Here is an 18,664-nt window from a genome sequence, read left to right on the forward strand (position 1 = left end):
TGCGCGAACAGCCTCCCCCGAGCCACCTCTGCCTTCCCGGCCGCCTCGCGCGATCATGATGATGTGCGCCCACATTTCGACCCGAACTCGCCACATCGCGAGAGCGACAGCTGGGCGCGGGGAGTCGCGGCGCGGGGCGCCGAGAACAAGACGGCCGAGCCTGGCCCGGGCGCCGGGCTGGACGCGCTCGCTCGCCGCGACAACAGAGGACCGGCAGGCTTCAGCAGAGGGTAGGCCGATCATGCGGCGGTCAGCCGACCGCGGCGGCGCGGGTCAGTTCCCGCGACATGACCCGCCGCATCGCGGCGACAACATCGCGGGCTGGGAACCGTTCGACGGCTTGACGTTCGGCGCGGGCGACCGCGCCGAACATCCTTTCGGCCGGCACGGTGCGCAGCGTGGCGACGAGCCAGCCTTCCAGGTCGTCCAACTGGTCCGGCAGTTCAAGGGCTTCCGGGGTCGGTGCGGGCACCGGGCCGGTGAGATCCGGCAGCGGGGTCCCGGCCGAGGCATAGGAGCCGACGGGCATCCCGACCCGGTACGGATGCACGCACGCCGGGGTGCCGTCCGATCCGGCTCGCCATCCGAGGTCAGGCCGGTACGGGTACTGCGGGCCAGGCTTCTGCAGCACGTCGAACCTGCCCGGACCGAGCGTCTGGGCCGGGCACACCGCGCACGTATCGGCCTCCCACTGAGGCAACGGACCCGTCATGTCCCGCCATGCTAGTCACGCGAGCGCCGAGCCGGCGTGTGCGACGCTCCTCCATGACCTGCCCGAGTTCGCCCCGCCCAGCGTTGACGTGAAGGCCTTCCTCGTCGCCCGGTACGGCGCGGAGACCGCGCACGTCGTTCTGGCGCTGGCCGTCGAGCACCAGGCTCTCGACCAGCCACCCGCCGATCGACACCTCCGACTCGACAGCGGTCTCCGGGGTGGCGGTAGTTCGCGATTTCGTCCCGGATGGAACTCGGTGATGGTGTCGTCGGAGGCCGAAGCCGAAGCGTTGAACGCGGGCGGGCACGGCGACAACTAGCACGAGGTGTGGTTGATGGAGTCCGGCGCGCTGCCGGAACAGAAGGCGTGGGGCAGCGCGGCACGAGGGACGCGACGCAGGGTCGGGGCGTGAGGGGTCAGCAGGTGGGGGTGGGGTCCTCGCAGGTCAGGAGGCGCTGGATGGCGTCGCCGTAGAGGGCTATCACGGCTTCGCGGTCGGCGCACGCGAGCACCTGGTCTCCGACCAGCCAGAAGGCGTTGATCAGGCCGGCGAACTGGGCGGCGGCCAGGCGCGCCCGCAACTCCGGGTAGGTGCCGCCGACCCGCTCGGCCAGCGGGCCGACGAAGACGTCGTACATCGACGCGCGCAGGCGTTCCTTGATCTCCGGGCGGTCCGAGGCGCTGAGCAGCGCGCGGTACACGCCTGCTACCGGGCTCTCCGCGGCGTCCAGGACGTAGCGGACCAGCTCGCGGCCGATCGAGACGAGCGGGCCGGCCAGGATGGCGCTCAGGTCGCCGGAGATCGAGACGGTGGCGAGGAAGAGACCTTCCTTGGACCCGAAATGCCGGATCACCAGCGCCGGATCGCAGCCGGCAGCCGCCGCGATGGCCCGCACCGTGGTGGCGCCGTATCCGTCCCGGACGAACAGCTCTCCGGCCGCATGGCGGATCGCGTCCCGGGGCGGGAGGTTTTGCGGTGGCACGCGATCATCTTATGGCCGTTCGCCAAGTCGGCCACCGGGCCCACAGTCACTCCTGTCCGGCCCTCCGGCCCTCCGGCCCGGCGGGGCGGCCGCCGGGGCGGTGTGCTCCACCCGTACGGGAAAAGCCGCCGCGTGGAGAGGCCGACCACCGGGAGAGAACAACGGTCCGGAGAAACCGCGGCCGAGAGGGCCGACTGCCGCAGGCGAACGGCGACCGGAGAGACCGCTGGTTCGGGGGAAGCCGGTGGGCAGGCCCACCGGCTTCGTGAGGACGAGCGTGGGATCAGCTGCGTCGGCGGCGGGTCAGGACCATCGCTACCAGGCCGACCGCGATCATCGTCACGCCGCCGATTCCCACCGCCGCTACGTTCGCGCCGGTCAGGGCCAGGCCGCCGGCTGACGGCGTATCGGAGCCGGGGTGACCGGGCGCGGCCAGCGGACCGGACGTGCCGTTCGTGCTCGGCGGGGCGGGGGTGTCGGCCGCGTCCACCGGCTGATCCGAGCCCGGCTCGTCGGTGGGCGGCTGGTCAGTGCCCGGCTGGTCGGTGTCCGGCTCGTCGGTGGCAGGCTCGTCGGTGGCAGGCTCGTCGTCGGCGGGTGATTCCGCGTCCGAGGGCTGGTCCGGGGTGCGCTGGTAGCCGTCGGAGGGTGAGGTCACCGAGCACGGGGCGGTCGCGGCCACCGAGAGGTAGCCGAGCGCGACGTCCAGCAGGTGCGTGGGCCCGAGCTTGACCTCCACCCGCAGCGCCGCCGCCTCGGCCTTCGCCGCATCCGCGGTGATCTCCTCGGTCGGTTCACCGAGGGACAGGCGCACGGACAGCAGCGACGCCGGGCGTTCCGCGGTGAGCGGGCCCAGCAGTTTGACGGAGACACTGCTGTGCTCGCTGTCCAGGCCGGTCAACGGCTTGCCCGCCGAGGTCACCGCGAGCGTGGCGGGCCGGTAGGTCATCGCGGAGTGCGCCCGGTCCCCGCCGGCCACCACCTCCAGCGTCGGCTGGTTGATCACCTTGACGGTGATCTCCTGCGGGGTTCCGCCGAACAGGGTCAGATCGCCGAGGGCGACGCCGGCCCCGGACCGCACGCCGATCCGGCCGCGGCCGAGTGTGACCAGGTCGGTGGCGCTCTGCGCCGACCCGGTCGGACCGACCTTGAGCAGGGTGGTCTTGCCGCCGCCAGAAGCCGGCCCGCCGCCGTAGGACGACGACCCGCGGCCGGACAGCACGGACTTCGAGGAGCTCAGCAGGCTCAGGCCCTCGAGCATCGTGCTCGCCCGGGTGAGCGGGCCGACCCGGCCGCAGTGGTACCTGTCGTCCCAGGTCGCCTCCGCGGTGGCCTTGCCGGCCTGCGCGGCGGCCAGGCCACCGGTGTTCAGGGCTGCCAGCTCGACGCTCACCGGGCCGGGCCTGCGGCCGGGCGCCTGATGGTCGGCGACCGCGTTGTCCAGCGGCAAGCCGGGCAGCTTCATACCGAGCAGCTTGGCGTCGGCGTAGCTCGCGCGGGCGGCGCTCTTACCGGCCCGGTTGCCGGTGTCGACCCTGCCGTAGGCGGGGGCGAGCCGGACGTCAGCGAGAGCGGGCAGACCCGGGGCGAGCGGTCCGGGGTCGAGCACCGCGATCCGGGCGACGTCGGCCTGGGCGCTGGCGGTGAAACGCCCGAGCGTGCAGGCCGCACCGCCAGGCCGGGCGAACGCCGCCGGCACGGCCGCGCTGACCGAGGCGAGCGACCCTGGTGCGGCCGCGCCGGCGGGTGCCACCGGCATGGCCAGCGTCGCGACGGCGACAGCGGCGGCAGCGGCGGGACCGGCGCCGCGGTGACGGCGTGGCCGGGGAACAGGGTGGCGAGCGAACGGCATGGGCAGCCTTCCGGATATAGGAGGAAGTATCCGACGTTTCATCGGAACACCCTCAAATCCGGCTACGGCCACCCGGACGTTGACTCACGATTCGGGCATACCGGCAAATACCGCTATTTCCCATTTTCCGGATAAGTCGCTTCGCTGCCGGACCGCGCCGCGGCCGGACCGCGCGACACCGCCGGACCGCGCGGCGGCCGGACCGCGGACGCCGCTAGACCGCGACGCCGCGAGACCGCGTGACACCGCCACACCGCGACGCCGCGAGACCCGCGCGACACCGTCAGACCGCGCCGCCGCCGGGCCGCCCGTCGCCGGACTCCTCGGCCGCATAGCTCGCTCCCCCGTCCGACTCGGAGGTCAGCGGGCGCGCGCCGCCCTCCGGTGGCCCGGCCACGCTCTGCGACCCCGCCGCCAGCTCCGGGAAGTGCAGGTCGAAAGCCGGCCGCTCGGACCGGATCCGCGGCATCCTGTCGAAGTTCCGCAGCGGAGGCGGGCAGGATGTCGCCCACTCCAGCGAATTGCCGTGCCCCCACGGGTCGTCGACCGTCACCGGCTCGCCGGACCGATACGACTTCCACACGTTGTACAGGAACGGCAGTGTCGCCGCCCCGAGGATGAACGAGCCGATCGTCGAGACGGTGTTCAGCGTGGTGAAACCGTCGCCGGGCAGGTAATCCGCGTACCGCCGGGCCATGCCCTGGTTGCCCAGCCAGTGCTGCACCAGGAAGGTCAGGTGGAAGCCGATGAAGGTCAGCCAGAAATGCACCTTGCCGAGCCGGTCGTCGAGCATCCGGCCGAACATCTTCGGGAACCAGAAGTAGATCCCGGAGAACACCGCGAACACGATCGTCCCGAACAGCACGTAGTGGAAGTGCGCCACCACGAAATAGCTGTCGTGCACGTGGAAGTCGACAGGCGGCGACGCCAGCAGCACCCCGGTCAGCCCGCCGAGCAGGAACGTCACCAGAAACCCGATGGCGAACAGCATCGGCGTCTCGAAGCTGAGCTGGCCGCGCCACATGGTGCCGATCCAGACGAAGAACTTCATCCCGGTGGGCACCGCGATCAGGTAGCTGAGCAGGCTGAAGAACGGCAGCAGCACCTGACCGGTGGCGAACATGTGGTGCGCCCAGACGCTCATCGACAGCCCGGAGATCAGCAGCGTGGCCGCGACGAGCGGCTTGTAGCCGAACACCGGCTTGCGGCTGAACACCGGGACGACCTCGGTGATGATCCCGAAGAACGGCAGCGCCACCACATACACCTCGGGGTGGCCGAAGAACCAGAACAAATGCTGCCAGAGCATCGGGCCACCGGTGTCCACGTTGAACACCTGGGCGTTCAGGATCCGGTCGGCGGCCAGCGCGAACAGGGCGGCCGCCAGGAACGGGAAGACCAGGATCACCAGCAGGCTGGTGAGCAGGATGTTCCAGGTCAGGATCGGCATCCGGAACATGGTCATGCCGGGCGCGCGCAGGCACAGGATCGTGGTGATCATGTTGACCCCGCCGAGGATGGTGCCCACGCCGGAGAGGGCCAGGCCGACCACCCACATGTTGCCGCCGGTGCCGGGCGAGTTCACGCCGCCGCTGAGCGGCAGGTAGGCGGTCCAGCCGAAGTCGGCCGCACCGCCGGGCAGCGCGAAACCGGCGAGCGCGATCGACCCGCCGAACAGGTAGAGCCAGTAGGCCATCGCGTTCAGCCGGGGGAACGCCACGTCCGGCGCGCCGATCTGGATCGGCACCACGAAGTTCGCGAACGCGAACAGGATCGGGGTGGCGAACAGCAGCAGCATGATCGTGCCGTGCATGGTGAACAGCTGGTTGTACTGCTCCGGGGAGAGGAACTGCATGCCCGGCCGGGCCAGCTCGGCGCGCATCATCAGCGCCATCACGCCGCCGACCAGGAAGAACCCGAAGGCGGTCACCATGTACATGACGCCGATCTGCTTGGCGTCGGTGATCCGGATGGTGCGCGTCAGCCACGACCCGCGAATCTGGCGCCGGACCGGCCAGGACCGGGACTGCACGGGACGCGGAGTGACGGTCGTCATTCGGACCTCCTGCGAGGGCGCTCTCGATCCGTTCGTACTCCCCCCGTCACGCCTTGCCAAGCCGCGCCACACGCGGCGTTCTCAATCAACCCCGCTGCGTCGCGTCATCCGCACATCCGGCATCTTTCTCCCTTTCCACATCAAGACCCATTTTTGGTACGCAGGGGGAGCCCCGTCACGAGTCCCTCCACTCCGGAGGCTCCGCCGCGCGCAGAGCCGGGTCGGTGACCGCGAACGTGTGCGACGGCCCGCGCGGGGTGCGCGGCCCTTCGAAACGCACCGTCACCCGGCCCAGCCCGCTGCCGCACACCCAGCCCGCGCCGTACACGTCGTGCTCCACGTCCTGGCCGGGCCGCCACACGACCGGCGCCGGCTCCTCCGGCTCGCCGGCCGCGACCACCTCGGCAACCGGCGGCCGCGGAGCGGCGACACCGGCCTCACCCGGCCCGGAATCGTCGTCGTCCTCGGCCGCCGTGATCGAGAACTCCGGGAACGTGCCGGCGAACAGGTCGTCCTGGGCGAAGTCGGCGAGCGTCGACACACCCACCCCGAGCAGCCGGATCCCGCCGGAGACGTCGATCTCGGCGAGCAGCCGCCGGGCCAGCTGACCGACCAGCCGCCCGTCGTCGGTCGGCTGGTCACGGGTCACCGCGCGGGTCAGCGTGGTGAAGTCGTGGTGCCGGACCTTGATGTTGACGGTGCGGCCGGTCATCCCGTTCGCCCGCAGCCGGCCGGCCACCCGCGCGGAGAGCAGGTCGAGCTCACGGCTGAGCCGCACCGGGTCGGTCAGGTCGACGTCGAACGTCTCCTCGGCGGAGACCGACTTGGTCTCCCGGTCGTTCACCACCGGACGGTCGTCCTGCGCCCGGGCCAGCCGGAACAGCCCGGTGCCGTGCGCGGTGCCGAACCAGTCGACGAGCAGCTCGAGCGAGACCGCGGCCAGGTCGCCGACGGTGCGCACGCCGGAGCGGTGCAGCCGCTGCTCGGTGGCCGGGCCGACCCCGCCGAGCCGTTTCACCGGCAGCGGGTGCAGCACCGCGAGCTCCTGGCCGGCCGGGATCACGGTCAGGCCGTCGGGCTTGTTCAGATCTGAGCCGATCTTGGCGAGCAGCTTGGAGGAGGCTGCGCCGATCGAGCCGGTGACCCCGCCGGTGGCGACGGCGATCTCGGCCTTCAGCCGGTGGGCCAGCTCGGTGACGCCGCGGGTGCTGAGATCGGCGCCGGTGACGGCGAGGTCGATGTAGGCCTCGTCGATGCTGACCTGCTCGATCAGCGGGGACACCCCGGCCAGCAGCTGCATCACCGCCTCGCTGGTGCGTTTGTACGCCGCGAAGCGCGGTGACAGGAACGCCGTGTTGAACGGGGAGAGCCGGCGCGCCTGGGCCATCGGCATCGCCGAGTGCACGCCGAAGACGCGGGCCTCATACGACGCGGTCGACACCACGCCGCGACCGGCCACGCCGCCGACCACCACCGGCCGGCCGCGCAGGGAGACCTTGTCGCGCTGCTCGACTGCGGCGAACATCGCATCCAGATCCACATGCAGAATGCTCGGAGCCGCCCTCACGACCCGCAGCCTACGCACGGGGTACGACAGAATCAGGGAGCGTGGAGATGCCGGACGCCGGATTGGCCCGCCAGTCGACCATCTACCGGGCGGGCACGCTGGGCCGCCGCCCCGTGGTGCCTGCCGACTTCGCCGAGCTGGAACGCCGCGCGCGGCGGGTGAGCAGCGCGAAGGCCTGGGCGTACGTCGCCGGCGGGGCGGGTGAGGGACGCACCATGCGGCGCAACCGGGCGGCCTTCGACCGGTGGGCGATCGAGCCGCGGATGGCCGCCGGCACCGTCGGCCGGGATCTCCGCGTCGACCTGCTCGGCACCCGGCTGCCCAGTCCGTTGCTGCTCGCCCCGGTCGGCGCGGGCGCGCTGATGGGCAAGGACAGCGACCTGGCGATCGCCCGGGGTGCGGCCGCGACCGGCACGCCGTACGTCTTCTCCAATCAGGGGTGCAACCCGATGGAGGAGGCCGCGGCGGCGATGGGCGACACGCCGCGGTGGTTCCAGCTCTACTGGAGCTCCGACGAACGGCTGGTGGACAGCCTGATCGCGCGGGCCGAGCGGATCGGGGCCGGCGCGCTGGTGGTCACCCTGGACACCACGGTGCTGGGCTGGCGGCCGCAGGACCTGAACCTGGGCTCGCTGCCGTTCGCCACCGGGCTGGGGATCGCCCAGTACACCTCCGACCCGGTCTTCCAGCAGATCGTGGCGGAGCGCACCGGGCTGCCCCGGGACCGGCCGGCGGTGACGCTCGGTGCGATCCGGGCGCTGCTGGCGATGTCCCGCAACCACCCCGGGTCGTTCTGGGCCAACCTGCGGTCGCCGACCCCCCGGGCCAGTGTCGAGACGTTCCTGGACATCTACTCCAACCCCGGGCTGAGCTGGGAACACCTGGCCACGTTGAAGCAGCGGACGCGGCTCCCCGTCGTACTCAAAGGGATTTTGACCGAAAAAGACGCCCGGCGAGCCTTCGAGATCGGCGTGGACGCCGTGGTGGTGTCGAATCACGGCGGGCGGCAGGTGGACAACGCGGTGGCGTCGCTGGACGCCCTGGTGGAGATCCGGGCCGCGCTCGGGCCGGAGCCGACGCTGATCTTCGACAGCGGGATCCGGACCGGCGCGGATGTCTTCACGGCACTCGCGCTCGGCGCCGACGCGGTCCTGCTGGGCCGGCCGCACCTGTACGGCTTCGCCCTGGCCGGCGCGCACGGCGTGGCCGAGGTGATCCGCAACGTGGTCGCCGAACTGGACCTGACCATGGCCCTGACCGGCGTCCGGAGCATCGCGGAGATCACCTCGGACCTGCTGCGCGAGCAGCCGCTCAGCGTGGGGAGTTCGGGTGCGGAGCGCGCCTGAACTCCCCACGCAGCGGGCCTAACCGACCGGGTTCCAGCCGTCCGTGCCGGCCAGGTACTTCTGCGGGGTGTAGGACGCCGCCTGCGCCGCGCTGAGCTGCGGGCGGTTGCCGTTGGTGGTCGCGCCCGCGCCGGTGTTGGCGTATTCGAAGAACCGGGCCTTCTGCCAGGTGTTGCCGGACATGTCGATCCACGGCTGCGCGGTCGCGAGGGTCGCGCTCAGGCTGGTCTCGCGGAACACCACCTGGCCGTCGGCCCGCCACGGCCGGCCCAGCTGGGTGGTGCTGTTCGTCTTGCCGGTGACCGTGGACTTGTAGAAGAGGAAGCCGTAGGTCTGCGCGGCCGGCGTGCTCGCCGCGGTGATCGGGCCGCCGGCGGTGCGCTTCTCGTAGATCTTGCAGGCGTTGAAGACCGCGGTACCGCCGCCGAAGATGAAGTCCACGGTGCCCTCGATGTAGGCGCCCGCGAAATACGCCCGGGCGCCGTCGTTGACGAGCAGGGTGTCCTGGTCGCCGAGCAGCCGGACCGCGTTGAACTGCGCGCGCACCCCGTCGACCCGCAGCGCGACCGCCTGGGTGCCGGTGGTCAGGCCGGTCTCGTCGAAGTCGTTCGAGACGGTCAGGTTGGCGGCCGTGAAGTCGGCGCCGTAGACGTACACGGTCGGGGTGTAGAACGTGCCGTAGGTGGCCGCGCCGCGGTTGTTGACGATCACCACGTCGTCGGCGGAGTCACCGCCGCCCTGCAGGGTGACGAACGGCTTGGTGGCCGGGACGGTGACGATCTCCCGGTAGGTGCCGGGCTTGATGGTGATCGTCACCCGGGACTTGTTGCCGGTGGCCACCGCGTCGATCGCGGCCTGGACGGTCTTGTACTTCCCGGTCCCGTCCGCGGCCACGGTGTAGCTCGCGTTTTTTACAACGAATGCGACTTGTTTGTTGGTGTTCGCGCTGCACGTCTCCTGGATGATCGACGCACCGGTCGCGGTCGACGCGGCCTGGTCCGTGACGCAGAGCCCGCTGTTGACGTTGATCACCTGGTAGGTGCCCGCACCGCTCGCGGCCAGCTTCCACAGGTCGTGGCTCGCCTTGGCGTCGCAGGTGGTCTCCTGCAGCGGCTTGCCCGAGGTGGTCGAGCCGTTCGGCACGTCAACGCAGAGCCCGCTCGCGGTGTTCTTCAGCTGGTAGACCGCCGAACCCGCGGAGACCAGCGTGTACGCGTCGCTGGCCGTGCAGGTGTTCTGCTGCAGCAGCACACCGGAGGCGTCCAGGCACAGCCCGCTCTTGGTGACCGCGAGCTGGTACGTCGTTCCGGCGGCCGGCACGGTGGCCGCGTCGGAGGGGAGCACGGCGTACCCGATGGCGGCCGCCGGCACCGCGGCGAGCAGCGCCGCCACGGCGATCCGGCGAGGTGAAACCGACAAGACAGGGTCCTCTCGCAAGCGCGCGACGACCGGGGAATGTCATCACGCTGTGTCATCACCGACCTAGGGGTGGACGGCGAATCAGTAGATGCGCGAGCGTTCCCACGACAACGGAAATCTCGAAAACTTTTTTTGACGGGTCTCCGAGGCGCGTGCCACGATACGGCGCGCTGCAGCTGGCAGGCGTGAAACCGGGACGGCGACGGTCAGGAGTGAGCGGACGGTGAGCGAGACTCGGACGGCGGTCGGGTGGGACGTCACCGGCCTGGTACGTGACGCACAGTCAGGTAACCTCGATGCCCTGGACCGCCTGATCACCGGGCACCTCTCGCTCGTCTACAACGTCGTCGGGCGCGCCCTGAACGGCCACCCGGACGTCGACGACATCGTCCAGGACACCATGCTGCGGGCCATCCACGGCCTCAGCTCCCTGCGCCAGCCTGACCGATTCCGTTCATGGCTTGTCGCGATCGCGTACCGCCAGGTCCAGATGCACCTGCGGTCCCGCAAGATGACCCTGCTGCGCCGCCACCCGGAACCGGTCGACGTGGCCGACCCGGCCGGTGACTTCGCCGAGCGGACCACCGCCGAGCTGGTCGTCACCGAGCAGCGCCGGGAGCTGGCCGAGGCCGGCCGCTGGCTGGAGGACATCGACCGGGAGTTGCTCGCGCTCTGGTGGCAGGAGTCGTCCGGCGACCTGACCCGCGCCGACCTGGCCGCCACGCTGGGCGTCACGCCGAAGCACGCCGCGGTCCGGGTGCAGCGGATGAAGGAACGCCTCGACCTGGCCCGCGGGGTGGTCCGGGCGCTGCGTGCCAAGCCGCCCTGCCCGGACCTGGCGCACCTGATCCGGTTCTGGGACGGCGCCACCGACTCGGTCTGGCGCAAACGGCTGGCCCGGCACGTCCGGGACTGCCCGCGCTGCCGGGTGCGGCAGGGCGGCCTCGTCCCGCCGGAGCAGCTGCTGCTCGGGCTGGTCGCGCTGCCGGTGCCCCTGGCCCTGACCGCGGCGCTGCAGGCGGCGATCCACGGCGGGTCGGCCGCGCCGGCGGTGGTCGCGGCGGCCGGGCACGGGACCACGCTGGTGGCGCTGCTGCAGAACAAGGCCCTGGTCGCGGCGACGGCGACGACCGTGGCGGTGGCCGGCGGGTTCGCCTACGCGGTGCACAACTCCCCCGCTCCGCCGCCGGTCGCGATCGCTCCCTCGGCTGCGGTCCCGGCCCCGGCCTCACCGTCGCTGTCCCCGCCTTCTTCGACGCCTTCCGCCCCGGCGCGGATCGCTGCCACGAAGATCTACGTCGCCCCGGGCGGCTCGGATGACGGCGATGGCAGCCTGCAGCGCCCCTACGGCTCCCTCAGCAAGGCCGTCGCGGCCGTCAAGCCGGGGTGGACGATCACGATGCGCGGCGGCACCTACCGCCCCACCAGTCCGATTTCGATTACCACGAGCGGGACCGCTGCCAAGCCCGTCTCCCTGGTCGCCTACGCCGGCGAGCGGCCGGTGCTGGACATGTCCGGTATCCCGGCCGACCAGTGGGCGATCACCCAGCAGGCGTCCTGGTGGCGCGTGGAGGGCTTGGAGATCACCGGGGCGCCCGGTCAGGCATATGTCTGCCGGTCCTGCACGAACTCGGTCTTCCGGCGGCTCTCGGTGCACGGCAACGGCAGCGCCGGCCTGATGCTCCGCGACGCCGGCACCGCGAAGAACCAGGTCCTGGACAGCGACTTCGCCGACAACCGCGGGTCCGGGCTGGCCGTGCAGTTCGGCGACGGCGGCGGCAACCTGCTGCGCGGCAACCGGGCGTACCACAACGACGGCGACGGGATCAACCTCGGTGGCTTCGCCGGGCCGGTCAGCGTGGAGTACAACTGGTCGTTCCGCAACGGCGGGAACGGTTTCGCGGTCGGCGGCGGCACCCCGTCGACCGGCGCCGCGCACACCGTCCGGCACAACGCGGCGTGGAACAACACCGGGCACGGTTTCGTCGACGAGGGCAACACCGCGGCGCTCGTGCTCAGCAACGACACCGCGTTCCGCAACACCGGCCTGGGCTTCGCGATCACCACGGCGCCGGCCACCCTGCGCTCCGACGTCGCGGTCGGCAACACCCAGGGTGAGCAGGGCCTGTCGGCCACCGCCAAGGCGGCGAACAACTCCTGGCAGGAGAAGGCGATCAGCTTCCGGTCGACCGATCCCACGACCGCTGAGGGCTCTCGTACGACGGGCGGCGGACTGCCGCCGACCACCTTCCTGGCCACCACGAACGGGGCCGGCGCGTCAATGCAGGGCGGCTGACCCATCGGCCGCCCGCCGCCTCACGGGCGGGACCCGGCTCGTAGCCTGCGGGCGGCCGCCCGGTATCCGTACCAGATGAGGGTCAAGCGGCGCCCAGCCAGCTGCGGACCTCGGCGATCTCGTCGTCGCTGAGGGCGATCGCGGCGGCCTCGGCCCGGTTCAGCACGTTGTCGGCGAACGCCGAGGCGATCTCGGTGGCCTGCGGCGGCGGCTGGCGGTACAGCGGCGCGCCGCCGAACGCGGTGCCCCGGGTGACGAACGCGATCGCGCTGCGGCTCACGTCGACGCCCTGCGCGGCCATCTGGTCACGGGCCCAGCGGGTGGCCTCGGTCAGGTTGAAGTGGTGGACGGCGGCGTAGTCGGCGAGCGACTGGTAGACCGCCGGCCACATCTCCCGGGGCAGCCGGGGCAGGCTGAGCAGGGCGGACAGCCGGGCGACCGGTTCCGGTGCGGGCCCGGGACCGGCGCCGGACTCGGGCGGCTCGTGGCGCAGCGCGTCCCAGACGAAGTGGTTGGAGAACTTCGCGTTCGGCAGGGTGAGACTCTCCAGCGCGCGGACGAACCCACCGTTGCCGAACCAGCTCGTCTCGTCGACGCTCGGACCGAGCTGGCGGCGCAGGTCGTGGGCGAGCGAGGCCAGGTTGAGCGGGCCGGTCGCCGCGGTGTAGCGCCAGCCGACCAGGTCGCGGAACTGCTCGTAGGAGACCGGGGTCTCCGGGTCGACCGCGGGAGCCGGCTCCTCGTCGCTCTCCACCGGCTCGCCCTGGACCAGTTCGAGCAGTTCCTGGCTGGTGATCAGGCGGTCGGCGACCGCGATGAACGCCTCGGCCGCGTCGGACGGCGAGACGATCGTGGTGCGGCGGTCGGCGCGGCGCAGGCGGACCAGCAGGGGGGTCATGTCCGAGTCGCCGGAGGCGATGACGAACTCCTCGTACCGCACCGGGTCGGCGAGCGTGTCGACCGCGTCGACCACCATCCGGATGTCCGCGGCGTTCTTGGTGTGCGTCAGCCGCGGGCAGTCGATCACTTCGAAGCCGGCGTTCACGAAGAACGGCCGGAACTGGGAGTAGTACAGCCGGGGCGGGGAGGCGTCCGGGTCCGGGTTGGGCACCCAGCCGCCCGGGTTCATGTAGCAGCGGAGGATCAGCCAGCGGCGCGGGCCGTCGACGGTCAGGGCCGTGGTCAAGCGGACCAACCAGGCGGCCGGGTCCTTGGCGAACTGGATCGCCACATCCGGGTCCTGCTTGATCAGTCCGCTGAACACGTTGTCGAAGTCCAGATACAGTGCAGCGCGTACGCGGGCCATGACCGAAAACCTACCGTGCCCGCCTCGTCCGCGCCGGTGAGCGCCGAGGCCGGGCCGCGGCCCGGCCTCGAAACACTCGTTACAGCCGGCGCCGGCTGCTCGCGCCGGAGACCGCCGCCACGCCGACGGCGGCCAGACCGACCTGCAGGCCCAGCTCGATCCAGTCGATGCCGGGGGTGTCGTCGACACCGAAGGCCGCCGCGATGAACGTGCCGAGAATCCCCGCGACGACGCCGACGAGCAGCGTCACCCAGATCGGGATGCTCTGCTTGCCGGGCACGACCAGGCGCCCCAGGGCCCCGATGATCAGGCCGAAGACGATTCCGGTGAAGATGCCGTTGATCTCCATGTCAGCTCCTCGGAAAGGGTTGCGGCTCTTACCGTGCTCCTCGACCCCCGGGTCAGTCCAGATCCACGACGGTCCGGCCGAGCGGCCAGAACGCCACCGGGACCAGCTTGAAGTTCGCGATCCCGAACGGGATGCCGATGATCGTCACGCACTGGGCGATGCCGGCCAGCAGGTGACCGAGCGCGATCCACCAGCCGAAGAGGACCATCCAGAGGATGTTCCCCAGGCCGGAGCCGACCCCGATGCCGGGATCGGAGACCACGGTACGGCCGAACGGCCAGAGCGAGTAGAGCGCCAGACGCCCGGCTGCCACGCCGAACGGGATCGTGACGACCAGGGCGAAGCAGATCAGGGCCGCGAAACCGTAGCCGATCGCGAGGAAGAACCCGCCGCCGAAGATGAACCAGAGAACATTGAGGAGGAAGCGCACACCGATCAGCATGAACCTCGGTTGCCACCCGTAGGGGAACGCCCCGACCCCCGATCAGCGGAAGAGGGTGCCGGCGGCCGCGGTCCACGTCGCGACCAGGTCGATCCCGCCGGGGTCGCGGAGCCACTGGATCTGCAGGCCGTCCATCAGCGCCATGACCTGCCGGGCCAGGGTTTCCGGGTCCGGTACGCCGTACGCCCGGGCCAGCCCGGTCATCGTCGTGATGGTGGTCTGCTGACGGCGGGCGAAGTAGTCGTGCGCCGGGTGCCCGGGCGCCAGCGACTCCGCCTCCAGCACCGCGAAGAGCCGGACGATCTCCGGCTGGGCGGCGTTGCGCCGGACCAGCGCGTCGCAGATCTCCGGCAGCGGCACCTCACCGGCCGGCCGGCCGAGCGCCTCGGCGAGGGACCGGTGGTCCTGGTCGTCGCGGTGTTCCAGCACGGCGACCAGCAGCTTGTCCTTGGTGCCGACGTGGTGCAGCAGACCGGGCACGGTGAGCCCGCAGTCGTCCGCCACGTCCTGCATCGACAGGCCCCAGAAGCCGCGTTCGGCGATCAGCCGGGTGGTGACGTCGAGGATCTGCCGGCGGCGAACGGCGGCGGGCAGGCGGGGCCGGTCGCGGCGGCGGGGTGGGGCGGGATTCACGGCATCTTCCTATCAGCAGGCTCTTGCTCCCGGGTCGGAGCGTGGATATGTTTCCTAGCAGTTAATACCTAGTAGGTACTCAGTAAGGGAGTCCGGCCCGATGAAACCCGAGCTCAGCACCGCCGACCAGGCCGCGCTCACCAGCGGCAGCGACTTCTGGCGCACCACCGCCGTGGAGTCCGCGGACCTGCCGGCGATCACCGTGACCGACGGACCGCACGGGGTGCGGATGCAGGCCGACGGCGGAGACCTGCTGGCCGGCGTCCCGGCCACCTGTTTCCCGCCGGCCGTGGCCAGCGCCTCGACCTGGGATCCCGAGCTGCTGCGCCGGATGGGCGAGGCGCTCGGCGACGAGTGCCGGGCGATGGACGTGGCGGTGCTGCTCGGCCCGGGTGTCAACCTCAAGCGCAGCCCGCTCGGCGGCCGCAACTTCGAGTACTTCTCCGAGGACCCGATCCTGACCGGCGTGCTGGCCACCGAGTGGGTGCTCGGCCTGCAGAGCAAGGGTGTCGGCGCGTCGCTCAAGCACTTCGCGGTGAACAGCCAGGAGACCGACCGGATGCGGGTGAGCGCCGACCTCGACGAGCGCACGCTGCGGGAGATGTATCTGCGAGCCTTCCACCGGGTGGTCACCCGCGCCCAGCCGTGGACCGTGATGTGCGCCTACAACAAGGTCAACGGTACGTACGCGAGCGAGCACCACTGGCTGCTCACCGAGGTGCTCCGGGACGAGTGGGGCTTCGAGGGCCTGGTCGTCTCGGACTGGGGCGCCGTGGTGGACCGGGTCGCCGCGGTCCGGGCCGGGCTCGACCTGACCATGCCGGGGCCGGACGCCGCCGGTGACCGGGCGCTCGTGGACGCCGTCGCAGCGGGGACGCTGGACGGCGGGGTGCTGGGGAGGGCGGCTCAGCGCGTACACCATCTGGTTCTGAAGGCCGGGACGCGCGAACCCGGAAGCTATGACGCGGCCGCGCACCACGCCCTGGCCCGGGAGATCGCCGGAAGGGCGATCGTGCTCCTGAAGAACGACGGCGATCTGCTTCCGCTGGGCGGGCAGAGTCTCGCGGTGCTCGGCGAGTTCGCGCGGACGCCGCGCTACCAGGGCGGCGGCAGCTCGCAGATCACGCCGACCCGGCTGGACGACGCGCTCACCGAGATCACCAACGCGACGAGCGCGACGGTGCGGTTCGCCGCCGGATACTCCGCCGACGGCGACACCGGCGACGAGGCGCTGCTCACCGAGGCGGCCGAGGCCGCGGCGGCCAGTGACGTGGCCCTGGTCTTCGTCGGCAGCGTGCACGAGACCGAGGGCGCCGACCGGGACTCGCTCGACCTGCCGGCCGCGCAGCTGGCGCTGATCGAGCGGGTGTCCGCGGCCAACCCGCGGACCGTCGTGGTGCTCTCCAACGGCGCGGTGCTGCTGACCAGCCCGTGGGAGGCCCGGGTGCCGGCGATCGTGGAGGGCTGGCTGCTCGGCCAGGCCGGCGGCAGCGCGCTCGCCGACGTGCTGTTCGGGCGGGTCAACCCGTCCGGGCGGCTGGCCGAGACGATCCCGGTGGCGCTCGCCGACCACCCGTCGTTCCTGGACTTCCCGGGTGAGCACGGCCACGTCCGGTACGGCGAGGGCGTGCACGTCGGTTACCGCGGTTTCGACGCGCGCGGGCAGGCGGTGTCGTATCCGTTCGGGTTCGGGTTGTCCTACACCACGTTCGCCTACGGGACGGCCATGGCGACGGCGAGCGAGGCAGGCGTTGAGATCCGGGTGCCGGTGACGAACACCGGTGACCGGGACGGCCGCGAGGTGGTCCAGGTCTACGTCGGCCTGCCCGGCTCGGCGGTCCACCGGGCGCCCCGCGAGCTGAAGGCGTTCGCCAACGTGCCGATCGCGGCCGGCGCCACCGCCGAGGTCACCCTGCACGTCGAACGCGCCGACCTGGCCTACTGGGACACCCGGCTGAACCGCTGGGTGGTCGAGGACGGCGAGTACCTGATCGAGGTCGGCGCGTCGTCCCGGGACATCCGGGCCACCGTCACCCAGCGGGTCACCGGGGACGACGCCCGGGTGCCGCTGACCGCGGAGTCCAGCGTCGGCGAGTGGTTCGCCGACCCGCGCGGGGCGGAGCTGCTGGGAGAGGTGTTCGCCTCGGCAGCCGGCTCCGCGACGGCCGCGCTCACCGCCGACCCGAGCATGCTGATGATGCTGGGCAGCCTGCCGCTGAGCCGGATGGCGATGTTCCCGGGCAGCCCGTTCACCGCCGCCGAGGTGGAGAAGCTGGTCCTGGCCGCCAACGACTGAGATATCGGTATTTCGTAGCCCGGCGCCATATGGTGTCGGGCTACTTTGCTGTATCTGGTTGCCATAGTGTGCGACACACACTATCGTGTTGAGCATGACAATGGATGCGACGCTAGCCGGACATCTGCAGGAGCTGCGGCGCGGCACCGTCGTCGTCGCCAGCCTCACCGTCCTGCGATCGCCGGGTTATGGCTATTCGCTGCTCGAGACGCTGAGCCGGGCCGGCTTCGAGGTGGAGGCCAACACGCTCTATCCGCTGCTGCGCCGGCTCGAGGCACAGGGGCTGCTGACCAGTGAGTGGAACACCGACGAGGCCCGCCCTCGGAAGTTCTACCGGACCACCGAGCAGGGCGAATCCCTCGCCGAAACCCTGCGCGGCGAATGGGCGCGGGTCGACCGCGCGATCGGCGACCTCGCTGTTGCGACCACCCCCGGGAGTGCGGAATGACCAACCTCGTCGACCGTTACGTGTTCACCGCGCTGCGCCGGATCCCCGAGCAGCAGCGCTCCGACATCGACCGGGAGCTGCGCGCCTCGATCGAGGACGCGGTCGAGTCCCGTCTCGACGCCGGCGAGAGCCGGGAGGCCGCCGTCGAGGCCGCGCTGACCGAGCTCGGCGATCCCGACCGGCTCGCCGACAGCTACTCGGGACGGCCCGGCTACCTGATCGGGCCGGAGATGTTCCCGATCTGGCGCAGCGTGATGAAGACCCTGTTCACGATGGCGCTGCCGGTCGTCATCGCGGTGATCGTCGTCGTCCAGCTGTTCGACGACCCGAGCATCGGCACGGTGATCGGCACCGCCGTCTCCTCGCTGATCACGGTCGGCGCGCACATGGCGTTCTGGACCACGCTGAGCTTCGCCGTGCTCGAGCGCACCGGCGTCGGCCGCACCGACCTGAAGCGGGACTGGTCGCTCAAGGACCTGCCGAAATATGAGCCCGGCCGGGCCACCACGCCCCAGCTGATCAGCGGTCTGGTCTGGGTGGCGCTGCTGATCGCGGCGCTGGTGCTGCAGCAGTTCACGTTCACCGACGTGCCGCTGCTCGACCCGGCGAACTGGGCGTTCTGGTGGCCGGTGCTGATCGCGCTGTTCGTGCTCCGCGGTCTCTACCACGTCTGGCTGCACCGGGTCGGCAGGTGGACCATGACGGTCGCGGCGGTCAACGCGGCACTGACCGTGGTCACCACCGCGCCGATGGTCTGGCTGCTCGCCACCGACAGGTTCTTCAACCCGGCGTTCCACGGCTTCCTCGAGCTGGAGGGTGGCGACGTGAAGACCTGGTTGACCACCACGGTGATCGCGGTGGTGGTGCTGGGCGGCCTGTGGGACATCTTCGAGACCACGAAGCGGGCCGTGCAGGAGCGCCGCGGACTGCCCACGCAGGTGCCCGGAACCGGCCTCTAG

The 18,664-nt window shown here is 71.3% G+C and carries 16 protein-coding genes; 6 read left to right on the forward strand and 10 right to left on the reverse strand.

All coding sequences use genetic code 11. The features are described from left to right. Positions 1–250: 250 nt before the first annotated feature. On the reverse strand, positions 251–712 hold the full coding sequence (locus Apa02nite_RS23360) for a hypothetical protein (protein WP_203826887.1): 462 nt from the start codon (positions 710–712) through the stop codon (positions 251–253). Between Apa02nite_RS23360 and Apa02nite_RS23365 the strand changes: the two genes are divergently transcribed. Further along, positions 711–1,031, forward strand: coding sequence for a hypothetical protein (locus tag Apa02nite_RS23365; RefSeq protein WP_203826888.1), 321 nt, complete (start codon positions 711–713; stop codon positions 1,029–1,031). The genes Apa02nite_RS23360 and Apa02nite_RS23365 overlap by 2 nt on opposite strands. 97 nt (positions 1,032–1,128) lie before the next feature. Here the strand turns inward: Apa02nite_RS23365 and Apa02nite_RS23370 are convergent, their stop codons facing one another. From Apa02nite_RS23370 to Apa02nite_RS23385, 4 genes are all read right to left on the reverse strand, one after another. Continuing rightward, on the reverse strand, positions 1,129–1,695 hold the full coding sequence (locus tag Apa02nite_RS23370) for a TetR/AcrR family transcriptional regulator (protein ID WP_203826889.1): 567 nt from the start codon (positions 1,693–1,695) through the stop codon (positions 1,129–1,131). A 283-nt stretch (positions 1,696–1,978) separates the two neighbouring features. Beyond that, complete coding sequence (locus Apa02nite_RS23375; protein ID WP_203826890.1) at positions 1,979–3,547, reverse strand: ICP22 family protein; 1,569 nt, start codon at positions 3,545–3,547, stop codon at positions 1,979–1,981. Between the two features lie 283 nt (positions 3,548–3,830). Continuing rightward, the gene (ctaD, locus tag Apa02nite_RS23380; RefSeq protein ID WP_203826891.1) at positions 3,831–5,603 is read right to left on the reverse strand and encodes an aa3-type cytochrome oxidase subunit I; all 1,773 of its coding nucleotides are present in this window, start codon (positions 5,601–5,603) and stop codon (positions 3,831–3,833) included. Between the two features lie 175 nt (positions 5,604–5,778). After that, positions 5,779–7,143 carry a DNA polymerase IV gene (locus tag Apa02nite_RS23385; RefSeq protein ID WP_239164508.1) on the reverse strand — a complete coding sequence of 455 codons (1,365 nt, stop codon included), beginning with the start codon at positions 7,141–7,143 and terminating at the stop codon, positions 5,779–5,781. 74 nt (positions 7,144–7,217) lie between these two features. On the opposite strand from Apa02nite_RS23385, the gene Apa02nite_RS23390 reads away from it, so the two are divergent. Continuing rightward, a complete protein-coding gene (locus Apa02nite_RS23390) occupies positions 7,218–8,516 on the forward strand; it encodes an alpha-hydroxy-acid oxidizing protein (protein ID WP_203826905.1) in 1,299 nt (432 codons plus the stop codon). A gap of 18 nt (positions 8,517–8,534) precedes the next feature. Here Apa02nite_RS23390 and Apa02nite_RS23395 read toward each other — a convergent pair whose 3' ends face one another. Continuing rightward, entirely contained in the window at positions 8,535–9,935 is a 1,401-nt protein-coding gene (locus Apa02nite_RS23395) for a pectinesterase family protein (RefSeq protein ID WP_203826893.1), read from the reverse strand. Between the two features lie 223 nt (positions 9,936–10,158). On the opposite strand from Apa02nite_RS23395, the gene Apa02nite_RS23400 reads away from it, so the two are divergent. Further along, on the forward strand, positions 10,159–12,231 hold the full coding sequence (locus Apa02nite_RS23400; RefSeq protein WP_203826894.1) for a sigma-70 family RNA polymerase sigma factor: 2,073 nt from the start codon (positions 10,159–10,161) through the stop codon (positions 12,229–12,231). A gap of 82 nt (positions 12,232–12,313) precedes the next feature. Here the strand turns inward: Apa02nite_RS23400 and Apa02nite_RS23405 are convergent, their stop codons facing one another. The 4 genes from Apa02nite_RS23405 to Apa02nite_RS23420 all read right to left on the reverse strand — a co-directional run bounded on the left by Apa02nite_RS23405 (position 12,314) and on the right by Apa02nite_RS23420 (position 14,961). Next, a complete protein-coding gene (locus tag Apa02nite_RS23405; protein WP_067705350.1) occupies positions 12,314–13,537 on the reverse strand; it encodes an NYN domain-containing protein in 1,224 nt (407 codons plus the stop codon). A 79-nt stretch (positions 13,538–13,616) separates the two neighbouring features. Then, complete coding sequence (locus Apa02nite_RS23410) at positions 13,617–13,886, reverse strand: GlsB/YeaQ/YmgE family stress response membrane protein (protein ID WP_067705352.1); 270 nt, start codon at positions 13,884–13,886, stop codon at positions 13,617–13,619. 52 nt (positions 13,887–13,938) lie between these two features. Further along, on the reverse strand, positions 13,939–14,328 hold the full coding sequence (locus Apa02nite_RS23415) for a YccF domain-containing protein (RefSeq protein WP_198171271.1): 390 nt from the start codon (positions 14,326–14,328) through the stop codon (positions 13,939–13,941). A 42-nt stretch (positions 14,329–14,370) separates the two neighbouring features. Beyond that, complete coding sequence (locus tag Apa02nite_RS23420; RefSeq protein WP_203826895.1) at positions 14,371–14,961, reverse strand: TetR/AcrR family transcriptional regulator; 591 nt, start codon at positions 14,959–14,961, stop codon at positions 14,371–14,373. A 100-nt stretch (positions 14,962–15,061) separates the two neighbouring features. Between Apa02nite_RS23420 and Apa02nite_RS23425 the strand changes: the two genes are divergently transcribed. The 3 genes from Apa02nite_RS23425 to Apa02nite_RS23435 all read left to right on the forward strand — a co-directional run bounded on the left by Apa02nite_RS23425 (position 15,062) and on the right by Apa02nite_RS23435 (position 18,664). Then, positions 15,062–17,257 carry a glycoside hydrolase family 3 C-terminal domain-containing protein gene (locus Apa02nite_RS23425; protein ID WP_203826896.1) on the forward strand — a complete coding sequence of 732 codons (2,196 nt, stop codon included), beginning with the start codon at positions 15,062–15,064 and terminating at the stop codon, positions 17,255–17,257. A gap of 94 nt (positions 17,258–17,351) precedes the next feature. Then, a complete protein-coding gene (locus Apa02nite_RS23430; protein WP_067705358.1) occupies positions 17,352–17,705 on the forward strand; it encodes a PadR family transcriptional regulator in 354 nt (117 codons plus the stop codon). Further along, positions 17,702–18,664, forward strand: a complete 963-nt coding sequence (locus tag Apa02nite_RS23435) for a permease prefix domain 1-containing protein (RefSeq protein ID WP_203826897.1) — start codon at positions 17,702–17,704, stop codon at positions 18,662–18,664. The genes Apa02nite_RS23430 and Apa02nite_RS23435 overlap by 4 nt, the downstream gene beginning before the upstream one ends.

The sequence above is a fragment of the Actinoplanes palleronii genome (assembly GCF_016862315.1).
Taxonomy (GTDB): domain Bacteria; phylum Actinomycetota; class Actinomycetes; order Mycobacteriales; family Micromonosporaceae; genus Actinoplanes; species Actinoplanes palleronii.

Bases quoted from the DNA above. Each gene is read 5' to 3' on its own strand.
- Apa02nite_RS23365 (WP_203826888.1), top strand. From the start codon at position 711: ATGTCCCGCCATGCTAGTCACGCGAGCGCCGAGCCGGCGTGTGCGACG.
- Apa02nite_RS23360 (WP_203826887.1), bottom strand. From the start codon at position 712: ATGACGGGTCCGTTGCCTCAGTGGGAGGCCGATACGTGCGCGGTGTGC.
- Apa02nite_RS23375 (WP_203826890.1), bottom strand. From the start codon at position 3,547: ATGCCGTTCGCTCGCCACCCTGTTCCCCGGCCACGCCGTCACCGCGGC.
- ctaD (WP_203826891.1), bottom strand. From the start codon at position 5,603: ATGACGACCGTCACTCCGCGTCCCGTGCAGTCCCGGTCCTGGCCGGTC.
- Apa02nite_RS23390 (WP_203826905.1), top strand. From the start codon at position 7,218: ATGCCGGACGCCGGATTGGCCCGCCAGTCGACCATCTACCGGGCGGGC.
- Apa02nite_RS23405 (WP_067705350.1), bottom strand. From the start codon at position 13,537: ATGGCCCGCGTACGCGCTGCACTGTATCTGGACTTCGACAACGTGTTC.
- Apa02nite_RS23410 (WP_067705352.1), bottom strand. From the start codon at position 13,886: ATGGAGATCAACGGCATCTTCACCGGAATCGTCTTCGGCCTGATCATC.
- Apa02nite_RS23415 (WP_198171271.1), bottom strand. From the start codon at position 14,328: ATGCTGATCGGTGTGCGCTTCCTCCTCAATGTTCTCTGGTTCATCTTC.
- Apa02nite_RS23425 (WP_203826896.1), top strand. From the start codon at position 15,062: ATGAAACCCGAGCTCAGCACCGCCGACCAGGCCGCGCTCACCAGCGGC.
- Apa02nite_RS23430 (WP_067705358.1), top strand. From the start codon at position 17,352: ATGACAATGGATGCGACGCTAGCCGGACATCTGCAGGAGCTGCGGCGC.
- Apa02nite_RS23435 (WP_203826897.1), top strand. From the start codon at position 17,702: ATGACCAACCTCGTCGACCGTTACGTGTTCACCGCGCTGCGCCGGATC.